Origin of the sequence: Pseudomonas sp. BF-R-19, from assembly GCF_019956445.1 — a bacterium.
GTDB classification, from domain to species: domain Bacteria; phylum Pseudomonadota; class Gammaproteobacteria; order Pseudomonadales; family Pseudomonadaceae; genus Aquipseudomonas; species Aquipseudomonas fluorescens_BH.
This window is the reverse complement of record NZ_JAHBDN010000011.1, coordinates 1-19,652: the sequence shown is the minus strand read 5'-3', so window position 1 is coordinate 19,652 and position 19,652 is coordinate 1. Positions and strand designations below refer to the sequence as shown.

Genomic DNA, 19,652 nt, shown 5'->3' with positions numbered 1-19,652 from the left:
TCAGTGGGCAAAAGAACTGTGTTTGGTACAACACCAATGTAGGAGCAGTCTCGCTCCTGCAGTCAACGGAATGGTTTTACCAGGCCGGAGACGTGGTTCGCTCAATGACCATCCACTATGCGCGGCAGCCCCAACGGATTGCCCTCGCGCAGAGGCTCCGGCAGTAGCGCATCGGGAAAGCCCTGGTAAGCCACCGGGCGCAGGAAGCGCTCGATGGCGGTCATGCCCACCGAAGTAAAGCGACTGTCCGAGGTGGCCGGGAACGGCCCGCCATGCACGGTGGCGAAACACACTTCCTGCGGATGGGCGAAGGCATTGACCACGATGCGTCCGGTGCGTCGCTCCAGGGGTGGCAGCAAGCGACGGGCCAGCGGCAAATCGTCCTGTTCAAGATGCAGGGTCGCGCTGAGTTGCCCTTTGAATGAACGCGCGACCCTCAACAGCTCATCTTCATCCCTGACCTTCACCAGCAGCGCGGACGGGCCGAATACCTCCTGCGAAAGCAACGGCTCGGCGAGAAAATGTTGGCCATCGACCTCGAACAGCGCCGAGCGGCCATCGACCTCTGCGGTGGATGTCGAGCCAACGGCGACGAGTCGGGCGCCGGCGTTTTCCATTGTGCACAAACCCTTCAGGTACGCCCCGTGGATGCCCGGTGTCAGCATCGTGCGTGCCGGTGCTTCGCTCACGCGTTTGCCCATGGCGTGGCGCAGTGCTGCAAACCCCGCACCTTCGACGGCCACCAGAATCGCCGGTTTGAGGCAGGCCTGCCCGACATTGACCAGCATGCGCTCGACAAAGCCATTGCCAATCTGCGCGCCGCGTTCGGCGAGAGCCCGGGGCAGGATGAAGGTCGGGTTGACGCTGGTCATTTCGGCGAAAACCGGAATCGGCTCGGGACGCAACTGTGCACGCCGATACAGCGCCATGCCGCCTTGTTCGGAACCGGTGAAGGTCACGGCCTTGATCAGCGGATGATCGACCAGCGCTTCGCCGATGGCATTGCTGGAGCCACGCACCATCGAGAACACGCCTTCGGGCAATCCACTGTCTTGCACCGCTTGGCGGATGGCTCGGGCCTGGATTTCCGAGGCGCCGGGATGCGCGTTGTGCGCCTTGAGAATGACGGTCGAACCCGCCGCCAGCGCCGACGCGGTATCGCCGCCGGCCACCGAGTAGGCGATGGGGAAGTTGCTCGCGCCGAAAATCGCCACCGGGCCGATGGCGATTTTTTGCAGGCGATGGTCCATGCGCGGGCGTGGCTGACGCTCCGGTTGTGCAGGATCAATGGCCAGTTGCAGGAAACGGCCGCTGCGCACGACATCGGCAAACTGGCGGAACTGGGTGGCCGCCTTGATTGCCTCGCCTTCCAGTTGCGCTTGTGGCAGGCCGGTTTCGAGGGCGGCCCGTGCGGCCAGCGCTTCGCGAACACTATCGAGATTGTCGGCAATGCGTTCGAGAAACGCCGCACGCACGGCGAGCGAGGTATGGCTGTAGACATCGAATGCTTCATCGGCCAGGGTCGCAGCCCGGTCGACGTCGGCCACACCACCCAGTGCGAACGCCGGTTCAATCGGCTGGTTGGTCGCGGGGTTGAGCGCCTTCAGGGTGCCTTCGCTGGCGGCGACATCGCTGGCGCCGATCAGCAGGTTGCCGGTCAATTGCATCACGCACCTGCCTGTGCCAGCGCGGCAACCAGTTCATCGGTGGTCAGGATGGCGTGAACGAAGGTCGGACCGTTCAGCTCATGGGCCGAATGCATCATTTCCGGCTTGAAGGCGGCGGTCGCATCCCGTACCAGGGTGACGTGATAGCCGAGTTCCTGAGCGTAACGGGCGGTTGCCTCGATGCAGGTATTGGCCAGCAGGCCGACGATGATCACGTGGGTGATACCCTTTTGCTTGAGGCGAAAATCGAGGTCGGTATTGGCAAAACCGCTGGAGCCCCAATGTTCCTGCACGACGATGTCGCCGTCCTTCGGCGCGAAGTCGGGGTGCCATTCACCGCCCCATTCCCCCCGTGCGAAGTGGTGCATATGCATGACCTTGCACTGGGTGGGACTCGGGTGATCCCAGTTTTCGTAGTCGCCTTTTTCCCAGCGGCGGTGCGGTACGATGACCACCGGGATGTTGAGCGCACGAATGGTGCGATCAAGCGTACGCAGGTTGTCGAGCAGGCCGACTTGCTTGGCAATGGGCTCGATCAAGGGGTAGATTTTTCCGCCATCCGACAGAAAGTCGTTGTAGGGGTCGACCAGCAGATAGGCAGTCCGGTCAAGAGGGTAGGTGGCGTTGGGCATGACGGTTCTCCGCAAGACAATCCGTGGATGGTGAAGTGTAGTTGCTCAGGATCTACGTTGATATGATAATCATAGTAACTAGGAAAGAGGCAATACCGCATGTCGGTGAAAACAACCGTTTCTGAAACCCTGTGTCCGATTTCCCGGGCCGAAGCCGTCGTGGGCGACCGCTGGACGGTGCTGGTCTTGCGTGAGTTGTTCATGGGCAGCCATCGCTTTGATGACATCCAGGCGCAGACCGGCGGTACGCCGCAAATGGTCGCGGCGCGCTTGAAGAGCATGGAGGCCGACGGGCTCGTGGAGCGCCGCGCTTACAGCGAACGGCCAAAACGCTACGAATATCACCTCACGGAAAAAGGCGACGCGTTCTACTCGGTGGTCCTGGCGTTGCGGGCCTGGGGTGAAACCTGGTGCAAATCCCCCGAGGAGGGCCTGGCGGTGGTGTATACCCACCGCAGTTGTGGCGAGCCTGCCGGGCTCGGACCGCTTTGCACCCATTGCGGACAGCCCTTGCGCCGCGCCGACCTGATCAGTGAACCGAGTGCCGCCTATGTCGCCGAACGAAGTGCCCGGCGCGACGCGTTCAAAGGCAGTCGCGGGGCCGATCCGGTAGCAGCGAGGGAATAAGACCAACGACGTGCCCGCCGCTGCGGGTTTGTATCCGCAGGTATCCGCAACACCCGCCGTTACCCGGGCATACAAAACCGCCGTTTCCCGACACCCGGGCGATACACGGCGGCCTTCAAATGGAACCACCGGCATCGCGCCACTTTCGGCGCGGCCTGGCGTGGTTCAACTGGAGGAAAGACAATGTTGCGTACCCACCCCCGTCACACCATCGGCAAGCTTGGCCTCGTCCTGGCCGCCGCAGGTCTCGCCACCGCAGCGAGCTTCTCTCAAGCCCAGGAAGCACAGCCGGCCCCGGCAATGAAAAGCTGGCAGCAGGGCCTGCATCGCACCGACCTGGTACGCGAAGACCTGGGCGCCGCGGATCGCGAAGTCCTTCAGGTGCTTGTGGACTTCGATCAGGGCGTGACGTCGCCCAAACATGCTCACCCGGGCGTAGAAGTGGCGCACGTGATCAGCGGCACTTTCGAGTATCAACTGGAAGGGCGGGCACCGGTAACGCTCAAGGCCGGTGATTCGTTGTACATCCCCGAAGGCGTCGCCCATGTGGCGAAGAACGTGGGCCAGGACAAGGCCTCGGAGCTGGCAACCTACATCGTGAAGAAAGGCGAGCCGCTGCTGATCCTGAAGGAATAGGCGGGCCATCGGGTCATTGCCGGCTGCAAACCTCCCACACACAACCGCGCAGCCAGCGATGCGCCGGGTCGGCGTCCATGCGCGGGTGCCACATCATCGAAACCGTGATGGGTGGCGTGGGGAACGGCAGGGCAAAGCAATGCATTCCCTGGCACAGGTTGCCGACGTGCCGCTGCGGTACGCTGGCGACCAGGTCTGAAGCCCGCGCCAATGCAATCGCCGAAGAGAAACCGGCGACAATGGTGGCGATGTCCCGCTTCAGTCCCAGCTCATTCAAGGCGTCGTCCATGACGCCTTTTTCGTGGCCCCGGCGTGAAACCAGAATGTGCCGGGCGGCGGCATAACGAACAGGCGTCATCTCGCCACGAGCCAGTGGATGGCCCTTGCGCACGACGCCCACGAACCGGTCGCGAAACAGCATCCGGGTCCGCACTTCCGGGCTGGTCGATTCGCCGATCACACCGGTTTCCAGGTCCACAGAACCTTCGCGCAGCAAAGTGCTGTCCTTGTTCAGCTTCTGCACGAAATTCAGGCGGACACCGGGTGCCTCCTGATGGATGCGGGCAATCAGTGGCGGTCCGAAATTTTCCACGAAGCCATCGCTGGTGCGCAGGGTGAAGGTGCGCACCAGTTGATCGAGATCGAGTGCCTCGGCGGGGCGCAGGACGGCTTCGGCGTCCTGCACCAGCGCGCCGACGCGTTCACGCAATTCCAGCGCCCGGGGCGTGGGAACCAGTCCGCGCCCGGCCCGCACCAAAAGTGGATCGCCCGTGGTTTCGCGCAACCGCGCCAATGCCCGGCTCATGGCCGACGGGCTCAGGCGCAAACGCTGCGCGGCGCGGGCCACGCTGCCTTCTTCGAGCAACACGTTCAGGGTGATCAACAGATTCAGGTCTGGCATCGGAAATACCTGTGGGAGCGGGCTTGCTCGCGAACGCGGTGTGTCAGCCAACGTTAATGGTGAAGCTGACGGCCTCTTCGCGAGCAAGCCCGCTCCCACACTGGGTTGTGGATAGATGGCGTGATATGCACGTATAAAGTGCAAATGCTGCGTCTTCCGCCATGTTATGGCCGGGCTTAGGCTTCGGACAACCTGTTTGCGGAGTCGCGAGAAAATGAAGTCCATATCGATTCGGGGTGCCTTGGCCAGCCTGTCGCTTTCCATGCTGCTGTCGTCCCTGGGCACCAGCATTGCCAACGTGGGTTTGCCGACACTGGCCGAGGCGTTTTCAGCATCGTTCCAGGCCGTGCAGTGGGTGGTCCTCGCCTACTTGCTGAGCATCACCGCGCTGATCGTCAGCGTCGGCCGGCTCGGCGACCTCCTGGGGCGGCGGCGATTGCTGCTGATCGGCATTGCGCTGTTCACCGTCGCCTCTCTCCTGTGCGCCCTGGCGCCCAATCTGTGGCTGCTGATTGCCGCCCGGGCCTTACAGGGCGTCGGCGCGGCGACCATGATGGCGCTGGCCATGGCGCTGGTGAGCGGGGCGGTGCCCAAGGACAAAATGGGCAGCGCGATGGGCATACTCGGCACGATGTCGGCGATTGGCACCTCACTGGGGCCGACGCTTGGCGGCGTGTTGATTGCCCAGGTGGGCTGGCAGGGGATTTTTCTGCTGAACCTGCCCTTGGGTGTCTTGGCGATCGGACTGGCCTGGCGCTTTTTGCCGCAGGATCGCCACGAGATGACCTCCACTCGACCCGATTTCGACGCGCTTGGCACCCTGGTATTGGTCCTGACCCTGTTGGCTTACGCGCTGGCAATGACCCTTGGACGCGGCAGCTTCGGCCCGCTCAATACGGCGCTGCTGCTGGTCGCGGTGATTGGCTTGATGGTGTTCGTGTTCGTCGAGCAGACCGCCGCGTCGCCGCTGGTCAAACTGGCGATGTTGCGCAATCCGCTGCTCAGCGCAGGGCTCGCCATGAGCACCCTGGTGACCAGGGTGGTCATGGCCACCCTGGTGGTCGGGCCGTTCTATCTGTCGGGTGCACTGGGGTTGAGTGCGGTGAGTGTCGGCCTGGTGATGTCGGCCGGTCCGCTGGTGGCGGCATTGGCCGGCGTACCTTCCGGGCGGCTGGTGGACCGATGGGGCGCACAGCGTTCGAGCTCGGTCGGGCTGATCGCCATGTTGACCGGCGCTTGCATCCTGCCGGCCCTGCCGATGGCGTTCGGTGTGCCCGGCTACATCGTGCCGCTGGCTGTCATTACCGCCGGTTATGCGCTGTTCCAGGCGGCCAACAATACCGCCGTCATGCTGGAAATCGAGGCGCAGCAGCGTGGTGTGGTATCCGGTTTGCTCGGGTTGTCGCGCAATCTCGGGCTGATCACGGGCGCCTCGGTGATGGGCGCTGTGTTCGCCTTCGGCACGGCCAGCGACGATATTTTGCAGGCGCAACCTGAGGCCATCGCGCAGGGGATGCGGTTGACGTTTGCGGTGGCTGCGGGGCTGATTCTCGTGGCTCTGGTGCTGGGAGCGGTCAGCAAAATCGTTTCACGTCGCTTGATCGCGCCGTGCTGAAAAACGGCGCGACTGTCGTGAAAACGACCTGTTTGCGCTGAACGCGAAGCCTCGCCAGTTTTCTGTTGAACGAGTGTTCAGTCTGGACTATGTTGGGGGCCACCTTCCCCCGGCTGGTTGCGGGCTTGCGTTTCTTCAATTCGAACGAGGCACTGGCATGCGGTTTTCACCCTTTGTTGAACGGATCAGTGGCCAAGGCGTTGCCGCCTGGGATATCCACTACGCGGCGAGCGCAGCACAGCGCAAAGGCGAGGACGTGATCATCCTCAGCGTCGGCGACCCGGATTTCCCCACCCCCGATTTCATTACCGATGCCGCCATCCACGCCTTGCATGAAGGGGATACCCACTACACCGAGATCGCCGGTCGCCAGGCCTTGCGCGAGGCCATTGCCGGCCGCTACAGCCAGTTGATCGACCGCGAACTGCAGGCGTCGAACGTCATTCTCACGGCAGGTGCGCAGAACGCCTTGTTCGCCACCTCGATGTGCCTGCTCGGTGCCGGCGACGAAGTGATTGCCTTCGATCCGATGTACGTGACCTACGAAGCGACGCTCAAGGCGTCCGGCGCCACGCTGGTGCGGGTGCCCTGCGCGGCGGACGCGGGTTTTCGCCTTGATGCCGCGGTGTTGGCCAAGGCCATCACCCCGCGCACCCGGGCGATTTTCTTCTCCAATCCGAACAACCCCACCGGCGTGGTGCTGGGTCGCGAAGAGCTGCAAGCCATCGCCGACCTCGCCATCGCCCATGACCTGTGGGTGGTGGTGGACGAGGTCTACGAGAGCCTCGCCTACGAGCGTGAACACCTGAGCCTGGCGGCGTTTCCGGGCATGGCCGAGCGCTGCGTGGTGATCGGCAGCCTGTCCAAATCCCATGCCATGACCGGTTGGCGCATCGGCTGGGTCGTGGCCAATGAAGCCCTGGTCAATCATGTCGAAACCCTGGTGCTGAGCATGCTGTACGGCTTGCCCGGGTTTGTCATGGAGGCGGCGCTCAAGGCCGTGCAATCCCATGACGAAGTCACCCACGGCATGCGCGAGATCTATCGTCGGCGCCGTGATCTGGTGGTGTCCGGCCTGGCGGATTGCCCGGGCATCAGCGTGCTCAACCCCGATGCCGGCATGTTCGTGCTGGTGGACGTGCGCGGCACCGGCCTGACCTCGCTGGAATTCGCCTGGCGTCTGCTGCGCGAAGCCGGTGTCTCGGTGCTGGATGCGGCGGCATTCGGCGAACCGGCCCAAGGGTTTGTACGGCTTTCGTTCACCCTCAGTGACGAACGCCTGGCCCAGGCCTGTCAGCGCATTCGTGGCTTTGTCCAGGTACTCAATGGTGAAGCGCCGCGGCCGGTGACCGGCACGGTGACCAGCGCCGCGCCCGTCGAACCGGTCGCGATCAAGACCATGATCGAAGTCGATGGCCTGCACAAACGTTTCGGCAATATCGAAGTGCTCAAGGGCGTTTCCCTGACTGCCCGCGAAGGCGACGTGATCTCCCTGATCGGTGCCAGCGGCTCGGGCAAGAGCACCTTGCTGCGCTGCATCAACATGCTCGAAGTGCCGGATCAGGGACGCATCCTGGTCGATGGCGAAAGCATTCACCTTAACCAGAATCGCCCCGGCGCACCGCTGGTGTCGGACGCCAAACAGCTTGTGCGCATAAGGTCGAGCCTGGGCATGGTGTTCCAGAACTTCAACCTCTGGCCCCATCGCACGGTGCTGGAAAACCTCATCGAAGCGCCGACCCAGGTCCTGCGTGAAAGCCGTGCGGAGGCCACTGAACGGGCCGAGGCCCTGCTCGAACGCGTGGGGCTGGCGGCCAAGCGCAACGAGTACCCGGCGTTTCTCTCCGGGGGACAGCAACAACGGGTGGCCATCGCCCGGGCCCTGGCCATGCGGCCCAAGGTCATGCTGTTCGATGAACCCACCTCGGCACTCGACCCGGAACTGGTCGGGGAAGTGCTGCGGGTGATCCGCTCCCTCGCCGAAGAAGGCCGGACCATGATCCTGGTGACTCATGAAATGGCTTTCGCACGCGATGTCTCTTCCAAAGTGGCCTTTTTGCATCAAGGGCTGATCGAGGAAACCGGTTCGCCGGACGAAGTGTTCGTACACCCACGCAGCGAGCGTTGCCGACAATTTGTCAACGCTCATCAGACTCGCTAACTCATCATAAAAAGACGGGAAAACAACATGGGAAATCGACGTTTTGCAAACTGGTTGACCGGTGCGGCCTGCGTATTGCTGGCCGGTATGAGTGCTGCCCAAGCGCAACCGATCAGGTTCGCGGTGGCAGCGGAACCCTATCCGCCGTACACCGAAAAACAGGCCAACGGCGTGTGGAAGGGCTTCGAAGTCGACCTGATCCACAAGCTGTGCAGCGAAATGAAAGCCGAATGCGAGATCAAGGAAGTGGCGTGGGACGGCATCATTCCGTCGCTGCTGGCGAAGAAGATCGACGTGATCTTTTCCTCGATGTCGGTGACCGAAGAACGGGAAAAACAGATCGCCTTCAGCAAGGCCTACTACGACTCGGTGATTGCTCTTGTCGGCCCGAAAGAGGCGGCGGTGAAGAAGTACCCGGATGACCTCAAGGGCAAGATCATCGGCGTGCAGAACTCGACCGTGAGCGCCAGTTACCTGAAGACCTACTACGAAAAAATCGCCGACGTTAAGTACTACGACACCCAGGACTCGGCCAATGCCGACCTGATTGCCGGGCGCATCGACCTGATGATGGCCGACGGCACCGCCATGGCCGCGTTCATCAAGACCCCGGATGCCAAGGACCTGGCCTACCTCGGCACCGTGCCGTATGACCCGATCTTCGGCAAAGGCGTGGGCGCCGGCCTGCGCAAGGACGACACCGAGCTCAAGGCCAGACTGGACAAGGCCATCCAGGAATTGCTGGCGAGCAAGGACTACGACGAGCTGTCCCAGAGCTACTTCGGCACCAGCGTGAAGCCTGCGTTCTGATGGCTGGCTAAACGCAAGTCCTGAGGAAAAGCAGATCCCTGTGGGAGCGAGCTTGCTCGCGATAGCGGTGGTTCAGTCAGCATTGATATTGACTGGCATGGCCTCATCGTCGGAACGCCGCCCGGAGCAAGCTCGCTCCCACAGGATCCGGCGGTGTGTTCACGACCGCATACTGGAGACTGATATGCCGGCAATGTTCGATCTGATCAATTTCACCGAGCAGGGATGGGGCAGTGCGCTGTTGAAGGGGCTCTGGATGACCCTGCAGATTTCCGCCGGGGCCTTTGTGCTCGGGCTGGCCATCGGGTTGGTGGTGGCGTGCCTCAAGCTTGGCGCGCCAAAGCCGATTGCAGCGCTGATGCGCGGCTACACCACCTTGTTCCGGGCGGTTCCGGAATTGCTGCTGATTCTGTTGCTGTACTACGTCGGCTCCATGCTCCTCAATTCGCTGATGACCCAGCTCGGCTATGGCGTGGTCAATGTCAGCGGACCGCTGGCGGCCATCGTGGTGCTGGGGCTGGTGCAGGGCGCCTACGCCTCGGAGATTTTCCGCGCGGCGATCCAGGCGATTCCCTTCGGCCAGATCGAAGCGGGCAAGGCGTTCGGCCTCAGCGGTTTCGGGCTGTTCCGTCGGGTCACGCTGCCGATCATGGCGCCGTATGCGATGGCCGGGATGGCCAACCTGTGGATCAACCTGATCAAGGACAGTGCGCTGATCAGCGTGGTCGGCACCAACGAGCTGCTGTACACCGCCAAGCAAGGCGCGGGATCGACGCGCCACTATCTGTTGTTCTACCTCACGGCCGCGGCGCTGTATTACGCGGTGACGCTGGTGTCCAACTACCTTTCGGGACGGTTGGAGCGACGCATTCGTCGCTGGATGCCTCTTGTTGACTGAACCGGCAGAGAGAATGAAATGATTCCAGCGTGGATAGTTGAATACGCGGCACTGTTGGGCCGGGGGCTGCAAACCACCCTCGCGATCCTGTTGATCTCCAGTGTGTTCGGTTTTGTCCTGGCGGTGTTGGTAGCGCTGGCGCGGATCTCGAAAAACAAGGTGATCGCCAGGGTCAGCCTGTTCTACACCAGCGTCACCCGCGGGACGCCTTTGCTGATCCAGATCTACATTTTCTACTACGGCCTGGGCAGCCTGTTTGCCCAGTTCCCGCTGATTCGCGGCAGTTTCCTCTGGCCGTACCTGCGCGACGGTTACTGGTACATCGTGTTTGCCCTGGTGGTGTCGGTGGGGGCTTATGTCGGCGAAGTGATTCGCGGTGGCCTGCTGGCGGTGCCCAAGGGTGAAATGGAGGCGGCCTCGGCCTTCGGCATGACCGCGCGCCAGTCCTTGCTGCGGGTACGCTTGCCCCGGGCGATGCGCCTGCTGCTGCCGACCCTGGCCGGGGAAACCGTGATGCTGCTCAAGTCCACGGCGCTGGCCTCGACCATTGCCGTGATCGATCTGCTCGGCGCCGCCAATGTGGTCCGCGCGCAGACCCTGCAGGTGTACGAACCCTTGTTGCTGGTAGCCGGAGTCTATGTTTGCCTGACGTTCCTGATCGAGGCGTTGTTTGCCTTTGCCGAACGGTGCGGGACGCCGGTACGCAGGTCGGCCTGATGAGTTCGCCACGGGTTGACCGGTCGTTGCAGGGCATTGGCCTGTGCACCTTGGGTTACGCATTCCTGTCGTTGCAGGATGCGGTCATCAAGTGGCTGGTGGCCGACTATTCGGTGGTCACCATTCTGTTCTGGCGCGCCGCCGTGGTGGTCGTGGCGGTGCTGCTGGCGGGGCGCCTGCGCCTGATCCAGCGGGCCTGGCGCTCGCCGAGCCGGCGCCTGCTGGTGGTGCGCGGTTTGCTGTCGATTGTCGCCTGGGTGCTGTACTACACGGCGGCCCGGGACCTGACCCTGGCCGAGATGACCACCCTGTATTTTTCCGCGCCGATCATGGTCACGGTGCTGGCGGCGGTGATTCTCAAGGAGCGCGCCAGCGGCTGGCAGTGGTTCAGCCTGATCATCGGTTTTGTCGGGGTGGTCATTGCCTGTCGCCCCGACAACATGACCGATCCGTTGCCGATCGTCCTGACCCTGCTGGCGGCGATGTGCTGGGCGTTCACTTACATCCAACTGCGCCAGGTGGATGAGCAGACCTCAGTGCTGGAGCAGATGCTGATCACCAACGTGGTGTTTGTGATTTGCATGGCGGTCACCTTGCCCTGGACCCACACGCCCGCGCCGATGCCCGCCTGGCTGGGCATGCTCGGCGCCGGCCTGGTGGGCGGCATCGGCCAGTTCCTGTTGTTCGCCAGTTTCCGCCGCGCCACCGCGACCTTGCTCGCGCCGTTCGAATACACCGGGCTGATCTGGGCGTTTGCGCTGTCGAGCCTGGTCTGGGGCACGCTGATGGACATGTCGCTGATGATCGGCGCCGGGCTGATTGCGGTCAGCGGCACGCTGGCGATGATCTTCGGCCGGCATCCGTCACAGGACGTCGTCGGTGCTGAATGCTCCGTGACGCAACCCCTTTATCCAGCAACGGCAGATGTGCAGTCCGTTGGCGGCGCTGAAGGTCTCGGGGTTCAGGCACCACTCGAGCCAGAGACCGTCGAGCATCGCCGATAAGCCGATGGCGGCCAGGCGCGTGTCGTGAATCACGAAGCCTTCGCTGGCGGCCAGCCCGTCGAGCAACTGGCGGATCAGATCAAGGTAGGCGCGGTAACTTTTTTCGTGGGACTGGCTGACGTGTTCGGAGTGACGGATCAGGCTCCAGAACACCACCCACACGCCGAGCAGTTTCGGGTCCATGACCCTGGGCGAGAACGAGCCTTCGAGGAAGGCATCGACCTTTTGCGCAGGTGTCACGACCTGCTCGATTTCCTGGAGCAGGGCCGTGGTCAGTTCGCTGGCGAGCCGCTGGTAGGTGTCGGCGATCAGTGCCTCGATGCTGCCGAAGTGGTGGTTGAGCAACCCCACGGACACCCCGGCTTCGGTGGCAATGCGCCGTACGGAAATCCCGGCGTGACCGTCGCGGCCCAGGCAGCGCAGGGTGGCGGCCACCAGCATTTCGCGACGGTCTTCGGGTTCGGCGCGGCGGTTTTTCGGGGCATCGGTTGTCACAAGGCTGTCCTTGGATGAGGTTCCACGATGCCGAGCTTAGTTGAACGTCTGTTCAATCACCAGTCTCGGCAGCAGCGATACAACGTTTTTCAACGTTTATGACGGGAGGGAAAGCCAATGCCGCAGGATATTTCGTTCAGTGTTCGCAACAACAACGGTGATGCCGTGCGGGTCGGTGCCTGGCGCTATGCAGGCGACGACAGCGGGCCAAACGTGCACCTGCAGGCCGGCGTACATGCCGATGAAATCGCCGGGATGCTGGTCCTGCACCTGCTGATGCAACGACTGCAATCCGCCGAAACCCAGGGCCGGCTCAAAGGCAACATCACCGTCGTGCCGCAGGCCAACCCGCTGGGCATCGGGCAGTTTCGCCAAGGGCGGATCCTCGGCCGTTATCACGACGCTACCGGGCATAACTTCAACCGCGCGTTCGACCAGTCGGCGGCCATGGAGCGACCTTCGACCTGCGTTCAGCAATGGCAAAAGCAACTGGTGCAACTGGCTGCCCCGGCCGACGTAATGCTCGACCTGCACACCGATGACGAGGCCTTGCCGTACCTCTACGTACACCGCAGTTTCTGGCCCCGTGGCCGCGAACTGGCGGCGGCGATGAAGATGGACGTGGCGATCATCTGGGATGACGGCGGCGATGGCTCCTTCGAGGAAACCATCATTGCCCCGTGGATACGCGACGGGGTCACTGCGGGACGCATGGCTGCGACCCTGGAGCTGCGCGGGTAGGGCGATGTCAGTGATCGTTACGCCGAGTCGGATGCAGAAGGGCTGTACAACTGGCTGTGCGGTTGCGGTGTCATCGATGAGTCAGTGGCGCCCGTGGACTGGCCCGTCGAAGCCGTGGAAATGGGCCATATGGAAACCATCATCGCCCCGCAACCCGGGGTGCTGATCTTCGAAAAGGAGCTGGGGGATTTCGTCGAGGAAGGCCAGCGCTTTGCACGGATTCTCGGGCGGCCGGGCGACCCGTCTTCCGAAGTGGTGTTGCATGCCGAACAAGCGGGGCGCCTGGTGACGCGCTATCGCGATCGCCTGATACCCCAGGGCATGGGGGTGGCGAAATTCACCGGTAGCCGGGTGTCGCGAAACTGGAGTGGTGGGTTGCTGGATCCGAACTGAGCCTCGCCCTCGCCACAGGGCCAGCGTTAGCCACAGATTCAGTAATTACTCGGGCGGGTCGATTTGGTCCAGCACCCGGTTCGCCGTGATTTCCGCCAGCATCACGCTGTTGGAAATCCCCAGCGGGGCATTTCGCGATCCGCCGTCCAGATGATCCGCCAACTGGTGCACCATCACATCGATCGAGGTCAGGGTCTCGACCAGATACACCATCAGGCTTTCGCTGTGATCAACTGACTACCGGCTTTCGTGTATCGCTGTGTATCAGGGCACCGGATCCGCGTACAGCCATACAAAACCAGCGCCTTACGGATACAGCCGGGATACACCACCGGGGCCAAATAGACCTGGCAAAGCGAGATGCACAACGTACCTCGCAACCAGGTTTATCAACCCTTGTGGTACGACCAATAACGGTCCAGCCGCGCAAATGATCCGGAGTATCAACATGTCTCGTTTCCAGTCGAACAAAACCCGTATTGGCCTGATCGCTGTTGCACTGGTCGGTGGTATCAACTTCGCGTCCTCGGCGTTTTCGGCCGACGCCTTGCCTCAGGGCTATCAGCTGGCTTCCGCGGAGAAGACCAGCGAAGGCAAGTGTGGCGAAGGCAAGTGCGGTGCCGAAGCCGGGGCACAAAAGACCCAGGCCGAGGGCAAGTGCGGTGAAGGCAAGTGCGGCGATGCTTCTTTCGCGCGCACCGACACCGATGATGACGGCCGCGTGTCGCTCAAGGAACTGCTGGCCGTGGCGCCCAAGGGCACTGAGGAATTCAAGGCGATGGACACCAACGGCGACGGTTTCCTGTCCGAAGGTGAGGTGTACAAGTTTCGCACCAACCAGTTCATCTCTAACGGCAAGAAAGTGCCTACCGAGCTGTTCACCAAGTTGAGCCAGGCTAAAGACTGATCGGCCGCAAACAAAAAAACCTTCCTGTGTTGAAACGCAGGAAGGGTTTTTGGCGTGTGCAGTACTGGTTTGGTCGTCAGGCGCGAAATTGCACTGTACTTGAGCACCGATTACATCGGATTTAACCAGCAGGCTCTGTAACCATGACCGGCAGAGAACGGCCAAGAGCGCAAGCGCGGGAAGTTGCATTGCATTTGAGTATCTACGAACTGACCTCAGTGCATCATTACACCGCGTGCAGGGGGACTTGCCGCCAAGGTGTCATTTCCCAACTGACCTCCATTTCACGTTGGCCAAGGAGCCTTATGAAGACCTTCTTGCTAAGGACGGCCCTGTTCGTTGTTTTATTTTTCTTTGCCTTGCTCTGCCTTCTCGTGTCTCTTTCCTCGTACAAGGAGGTGGACGAGACGAAGACTTGGCAGAAGTTGAATGCCACTGTCGCCACTGTCTCCATTTCTGAGGAGATGCGCAGTAAGGGTATGACCTATTGCCCTCTGGTTAACGTGACCTTTGAGTTGAACGGACAGCAATACACTTATCCGCTCGAAATATCGCAGCGGCCCTGTAGGACCAGCCTGGAGTCGGTCGAAAGATCAGTTGCAACACTCAGGGAGGGAAAAGCGATCGAAATTCTTGTCGACCCTGCAAAGCCGGGTAGAGTGAAGCCAGGTACTTACTCACTCGGTGGGTTTTTTTACTTCGGCGTTTTCTTGGGCACGCTAGCCTTTATCGGGGCCGTAGCTGTCCTGGTGTTTCCTGCTAAGAAATCTGTCAAGTTGACGCAAAGAGAAAGTATTTCACATTCAACTTTGAGCAAGAAAGAAGTTCAGAGAAAAGTTAGCGAGCTACTCGCTGCCGGCACTGCAAAGTCGGAAGTGTTTTCACAACTCTCCGGGCGGGGTGTAAAAGACAGTCATCTTGCCTACTTTATAGCCTCGTATGCAGATCCAATTCGTTGTGACGAGCACGATCGCAAGGTCAATATTCTCATTACGATAATACTCGCCCAGGCTTTGATTGCATTCTTTCTGGGATTGGATATCGGCGCCAGGATGGGCCCAACGGCCAAATGGGTTATGGGTGTTTCAATGACCTTGATTCCCTTGTTTTTGGTATGGGGCTTCTACAACCATCGCGTCGGCGCCTACAACGCGTACATACTCCTTGCGCTTCCCCAATTCCCAAAATCGTTTGCGGGGTTTACATCGAGTCCGGCAACAACCACTATCGCATTAGCTACAAGTATCGTTATCCTGGCTTTTGTTTGGTACGTCCGAGGAAAAATCTTTCCAGACTTCGTCTTCGTCAATCCCAGGAAAATCAAAGGCAAGTACTTTTTTACGGGCTGATCCATCATGCCGCCGGACCTGCCCGAACGGCTGTCCAGGCCTTTGAGTTCAATCGTTAGCGAAGACTGCTTCGGGTCGAAGTCCAACTTTCAACTAAAAACAAGGCCACAGAATGATCTGGCACCTAACAAGCGTTAGATTCCCATTGTATTAGAAGACAGCCCCTTACGAGCTCATCGCCTGAGATGTTGTTTATCGTCAACGCCATGGACGATGAGAACTTCGCCTCAGCGGTCAAAGATACGGGGCGCAAGAAACTGATCATCGCCGGGGTCACCAATGACGTCTGCACGGTCTATCCGGCGCTGAGCCTGGTGCGCGATGGTTATGAAGTACAGGTGGTTGCTGATGGCGGCGGATCCCCTGGCGTAATGGCGGATGATATCGCCCTGCGCCCGAAGGTGGTCAGTTGGTACAAGTCCTGATGACGGCACTTCAAGGCTAAATACACCTGTGAGCGATTTGCAGAACCATGATGTGTGGTTCTGCAAATCCTCAGGTGGGCAAGAAGGCTCGCTCCTACTAGCTGTTCGAGGCTACCTCCGGCAGTTGCGGGTGCGAGCCACATTTGAGTCGACCTCTCATCGTCCGCATTGGGTTGAATCCACAGCCGAAAGCGGACGTTCCCAGGCACCTGCGAAGTTATGGCGATTTAGTCTTGGTCCGTGGGAAATCAGTGCTCGCCATTAATCTTTCGTGAACATACTCCTCAAATTGTTCGGCTGGCAGTGGCGGGGAAAACAGGAAGCCCTGGTAGGTCTGGCAGCCATGCTTGACCAGAAAGGTGCGCTGAGCTTCTGTCTCCACACCTTCTGCAATCACCGAAAGCCCCAATATCTGGCTCAGGCTCACAATCGCGCAGGCGATGGCGGCGTCGTTGGGATCAACCAGCACATCTCTGATGAAGGACTGATCGATCTTGAGTTGATCCAGCGGAAGGCTCTTCAGGTATGACAGTGACGAGTAGCCGGTTCCGAAATCATCCAGCGAAAGGCCTATGCCGATCTCTTTCAACTCGATCATTTTGGCGACAGTACCTTCCATATCCTCTATCAGCAGGCCTTCGGTCAGTTCCAGTTTCAATTTCTTCGGATTGGCCCCCGTGTATCTCAGTACTTGCAGTACCTCCTCGACGAAGTCCGGATGGTGAAACTGGCGGGCGCTGACATTCACAGCCATACCCAGTCGGGCGGTTTCCGAATGCTTTGCCCAGGCAACCAGCTGAGTGCAGGCTGTCTGCAGCGCCCAACGGCCTAACGGCAGAATCAACCCCGTGTCCTCTGCCAATGGAATGAACTCGCCTGGTAACACGACCCCGCGCTCAGGATTCTGCCATCTCATCAGTGCCTCTGCGCCAATGATACGGCCCTCACTATTCACCTGCGGCTGGTAATGAAGAAGGAATTCGTTGTTTTGCAAGCCTTGGCGCAAGTCTACTTCCAGTCTGGCGCGTGCCGTGGCAACCGCCTGCATTTCCGGATCGAAGAAGCGCATGGTATTGCGGCCCGCCGCTTTGGCGCGATACATCGCCAGGTCAGCGCGCTTCATAATATCGTCCACTGTGCTCAGCTGCCCCTGGAACAGCGCAATGCCGAGGCTGGGGGTGCTGTGGTGCTCATATCCATCCAACTGGTAGGAAATGTTCAGAGAGTTGAGAATCTTTTCGCCAATAGCCTTGGCCTGGATAGCTGCTTCTGGAGGATTTTCATTAAGGCCATCCAGCAGGACGACGAATTCGTCTCCGCCCAGGCGAGCCACGGTGTCGCTCTCGCGTATGCAGCCGCAAAGGCGCAGAGCAACTTGCTGCAGCAACATGTCGCCTCTGTCATGCCCCAGCGTGTCGTTCAGTGCCTTGAAGTTATCCAGGTCAATGAGAATTATCCCGTTCGTCTGCAGGCTACGGGAGCTGCCCGCCAGCAGATGCTGTAACCGGTCCAACATGAGCCGCCTGTTGGCCAGCCCGGTCAACTGATCGTAGAAGGCCAAACGCTGGACCTCTTGCTCAGCGGTCTTACGGTGGGTGATGTCAGTATTTATCGACAGAACGGATTGCGGCTGGCCATCATCGTCTCGCACCAGGGTTCGATGACTTTCGAGCGTGATGGTGCAGCCATCCCGGCGTCGAAGTGTAACTTCGTCCGCCCAGTCACCCGTTTCTATCAGGCTGTTAGTGGCCGCATTGAAAGCGGCGCTACCCTGGTAGATCAACTCCTGTGCCGATTTGCCGAGTGCCTCTTCCTTTGACAGACCGTAGAGACGCTCGGCACTTTTGTTCCAGTACAGGATGCGGTTATCCATCCCGTGAACGACAATGGCGTCCTGGGCCTTGTCCAGCAGCGATGCTTGCTGGCGGGCCTGCTTCTCGCTTTCGCGCAGCACTGCCAGATAACCTTCCCTTTCGGCTGCTTGCGACTCCATTTCGCGCCTGATCTTGCCCCCGTAGATAACGGCCGCACTGACCATCAGTAGCACGAACACCACGATCGCGTATTCGACCCGGCGCAGTTCTTCGACCGACTCAAGCTCCTCCTCCAGGAGCTTGCTTTGAATCAGGCCAACGCGATCCCGCACGGTACTGAGTGAGGCGAGCAACAGGGCAAACTTCCTGTCCATCGTTGCCATGCGTTTACCGGCATTATCCGACTGCTCCTCCCTGAAGTAGGAAAAGATCAGCAAGGCCTCGTTCACCATTTCGACCATCGCGGCATCAACTGCACCCACCTCATCCTTCAATGCATGGGTAAAGGCTTGTATATCTGCACTGTGTTCAGCCTCATTGGCGATCCGTACTTCCAACTGTTTTTTGGCCATTGCCAAATGCTCGTTGAAGGCGCGCAAGGCTTCATTCATGTTCCGCGATTCGGCTTCAACATTATGTGTATCGAACACATTATTGCCCGGCGCATTGACTGTGGAAGCCAGGCTGCCCAGCGTTGAATAGCTCGACAGCTGTTGGACCCACGACTGGTTTGCCTTGATGGAGCGGTGATAGGTATCGACGATCAGGTGATTCAATAGCACGCTCAGCACAACAACCAGCACGTCGAATCCCGCAAGAAAAAAGTACATGCGGTGCCATTTGGTCGAGCGCGGCTTATTTGAACTGGTGGGTATGGCTTGCTTTGCGGCGCTTTTATTCCTGAAAGAATCCATTTCACAATCTCCAAACATAATCCTTCTAAATTGAGCAATAGAAGCGGTATTCGGAAACCAATTAACCTTTTGTGCCGACACCTGAACCTGAGAACACATCGCATGTAGCATTAGCCAAATTTTTTCTCTGTTCTGGATTCACGCTGGTTTTCGTGAGCGAAGCTCCCGAGACAAGCAATCGCTACCGAAGCTATACGTCTTAAGTGTCACGCCAACCAACTATTCGACACTAAGCAATGCATTTGGCGATGCTAATTTCATGGTGAAATTTTTTACTCTCGGAAGCAGTCTCTTAACATTTCGGCGATAAAACGAAATCATTTTCATTTGTTGTGTTTGACATCATCGTTTCAGGTAACGATTCTCCTCGCTCTCCATTGTAGAACTGAACGTCGGCAATCACTTTTGCCAGATGTTCTGTTCCTTTCAATTTCCTCAGCCTCGTTCTGCGCCTCTGGCGAGCGTGCAGACCTTGGCCAGCATGTCTGGGGTGAGCATATCCCCGTTTTCGCAGTGCCCAGCCGCACCGTAGCGAAAGTCGATTCGATCCTGAGTGATCCCAACAGAGCTAGTCCAAACCCTGCGCCTGCAGGTGCAGGGTTCGCTCCATGTCTTCCCGAGTGTCGTTGCGGATTTGCGCCCCTGAACTGGATGCTTCACGCAGAATAGTCGGGTGACACAGGGCACGTTGCGGGTCATTTCCGCGCAGCCTGCCGGACTGCCTGATCAGTTTCGACAGCAGACCAAGCATAGCCGCTAATTTGCCATTATTCTGTTCGCCGACTGCTCCAGGTCGGTAGCAGCCCTTGATGGTCGGCAGCTTTCGGCCCAGAGTGTGTAAAAACGCTCATTGCTTCATCGTCTTGGCGCATCGACGTTTGTCGGCTGATCTATCGCATCGTCAGCGTCACGGCTTGCATCGGTAACGACCTGGAGCACGCGAACG

At 59.8% G+C, this 19,652-nt stretch carries 14 protein-coding genes and 4 pseudogenes; 12 read left to right on the top strand and 6 right to left on the bottom strand.

Annotated features, from left to right (window positions below):
- Positions 1 to 101: 101 nt before the first annotated feature.
- Both KGB28_RS00335 and KGB28_RS00330 read right to left on the bottom strand, forming a co-directional pair.
- Complete coding sequence (locus KGB28_RS00335; RefSeq protein ID WP_223441296.1) at positions 102 to 1,667, bottom strand: aldehyde dehydrogenase (NADP(+)); 1,566 nt, start codon at positions 1,665 to 1,667, stop codon at positions 102 to 104.
- Positions 1,667 to 2,299 (bottom strand): isochorismatase family cysteine hydrolase, encoded by a 633-nt coding sequence (locus KGB28_RS00330; protein WP_223441052.1) that lies wholly within the window; start codon positions 2,297 to 2,299, stop codon positions 1,667 to 1,669. Before KGB28_RS00330 ends, KGB28_RS00335 begins: the two co-directional genes overlap by 1 nt.
- Positions 2,300 to 2,398: 99 nt before the next feature.
- On the opposite strand from KGB28_RS00330, the gene KGB28_RS00325 reads away from it, so the two are divergent.
- Together KGB28_RS00325 and KGB28_RS00320 are read left to right on the top strand one after the other, a co-directional pair.
- Entirely contained in the window at positions 2,399 to 2,926 is a 528-nt protein-coding gene (locus KGB28_RS00325; RefSeq protein ID WP_223441049.1) for a winged helix-turn-helix transcriptional regulator, read from the top strand.
- Between the two features lie 183 nt (positions 2,927 to 3,109).
- Positions 3,110 to 3,562, top strand: coding sequence for a cupin domain-containing protein (locus KGB28_RS00320; protein WP_223441046.1), 453 nt, complete (start codon positions 3,110 to 3,112; stop codon positions 3,560 to 3,562).
- 13 nt (positions 3,563 to 3,575) lie between these two features.
- Here the strand turns inward: KGB28_RS00320 and KGB28_RS00315 are convergent, their stop codons facing one another.
- Entirely contained in the window at positions 3,576 to 4,463 is an 888-nt protein-coding gene (locus KGB28_RS00315) for a LysR family transcriptional regulator (protein WP_223441045.1), read from the bottom strand.
- Positions 4,464 to 4,629: 166 nt separating this feature from the next.
- Here KGB28_RS00315 and KGB28_RS00310 point away from each other — a divergent pair, with 166 nt between their 5' ends.
- From KGB28_RS00310 to KGB28_RS00280, 6 genes are all read left to right on the top strand, one after another.
- Positions 4,630 to 6,078, top strand: a complete 1,449-nt coding sequence (locus KGB28_RS00310; RefSeq protein WP_411740562.1) for an MFS transporter — start codon at positions 4,630 to 4,632, stop codon at positions 6,076 to 6,078.
- A gap of 157 nt (positions 6,079 to 6,235) precedes the next feature.
- Positions 6,236 to 8,239, top strand: coding sequence for an aminotransferase class I/II-fold pyridoxal phosphate-dependent enzyme (locus tag KGB28_RS31585; RefSeq protein WP_317853281.1), 2,004 nt, complete (start codon positions 6,236 to 6,238; stop codon positions 8,237 to 8,239).
- Between the two features lie 27 nt (positions 8,240 to 8,266).
- Positions 8,267 to 9,049 carry a transporter substrate-binding domain-containing protein gene (locus KGB28_RS00295; protein ID WP_223441032.1) on the top strand — a complete coding sequence of 261 codons (783 nt, stop codon included), beginning with the start codon at positions 8,267 to 8,269 and terminating at the stop codon, positions 9,047 to 9,049.
- A gap of 184 nt (positions 9,050 to 9,233) precedes the next feature.
- Positions 9,234 to 9,947: an ABC transporter permease gene (locus tag KGB28_RS00290; RefSeq protein ID WP_223441029.1), complete on the top strand. Its 714-nt coding sequence runs from the start codon at positions 9,234 to 9,236 to the stop codon at positions 9,945 to 9,947.
- 18 nt (positions 9,948 to 9,965) lie between these two features.
- Positions 9,966 to 10,664, top strand: coding sequence for an ABC transporter permease (locus tag KGB28_RS00285; RefSeq protein ID WP_223441026.1), 699 nt, complete (start codon positions 9,966 to 9,968; stop codon positions 10,662 to 10,664).
- Complete coding sequence (locus KGB28_RS00280) at positions 10,664 to 11,668, top strand: DMT family transporter (protein ID WP_223441023.1); 1,005 nt, start codon at positions 10,664 to 10,666, stop codon at positions 11,666 to 11,668. The genes KGB28_RS00285 and KGB28_RS00280 overlap by 1 nt, the downstream gene beginning before the upstream one ends.
- Here KGB28_RS00280 and KGB28_RS00275 read toward each other — a convergent pair.
- A pseudogene (locus KGB28_RS00275) lies at positions 11,624 to 12,109 on the bottom strand (TetR family transcriptional regulator C-terminal domain-containing protein); the annotation flags it as partial. The gene KGB28_RS00280 and the pseudogene KGB28_RS00275 sit on opposite strands and share 45 nt — an antisense overlap.
- A gap of 171 nt (positions 12,110 to 12,280) precedes the next feature.
- Between KGB28_RS00275 and KGB28_RS00270 the strand changes: the two are divergent.
- Positions 12,281 to 13,297: pseudogene (locus tag KGB28_RS00270) on the top strand (succinylglutamate desuccinylase/aspartoacylase family protein).
- 45 nt (positions 13,298 to 13,342) lie between these two features.
- On the opposite strand, the pseudogene KGB28_RS00265 reads toward KGB28_RS00270, so the two are convergent.
- Positions 13,343 to 13,522: pseudogene (locus KGB28_RS00265) on the bottom strand (DUF6124 family protein); the annotation flags it as partial.
- A 223-nt stretch (positions 13,523 to 13,745) separates the two neighbouring features.
- Here KGB28_RS00265 and KGB28_RS00260 point away from each other — a divergent pair.
- The 3 genes and pseudogenes from KGB28_RS00260 to KGB28_RS00250 form a co-directional block, all read left to right on the top strand.
- A complete protein-coding gene (locus KGB28_RS00260) occupies positions 13,746 to 14,204 on the top strand; it encodes a hypothetical protein (RefSeq protein WP_223441019.1) in 459 nt (152 codons plus the stop codon).
- A 305-nt stretch (positions 14,205 to 14,509) separates the two neighbouring features.
- Positions 14,510 to 15,553, top strand: a complete 1,044-nt coding sequence (locus tag KGB28_RS00255; protein ID WP_223441016.1) for a DUF3592 domain-containing protein — start codon at positions 14,510 to 14,512, stop codon at positions 15,551 to 15,553.
- A 188-nt stretch (positions 15,554 to 15,741) separates the two neighbouring features.
- A pseudogene (locus KGB28_RS00250) lies at positions 15,742 to 15,998 on the top strand (isochorismatase family protein); the annotation flags it as partial.
- Between the two features lie 197 nt (positions 15,999 to 16,195).
- On the opposite strand, the gene KGB28_RS00245 reads toward KGB28_RS00250, so the two are convergent.
- Positions 16,196 to 18,706: a putative bifunctional diguanylate cyclase/phosphodiesterase gene (locus KGB28_RS00245; RefSeq protein WP_223441013.1), complete on the bottom strand. Its 2,511-nt coding sequence runs from the start codon at positions 18,704 to 18,706 to the stop codon at positions 16,196 to 16,198.
- Positions 18,707 to 19,652: the final 946 nt, after the last annotated feature.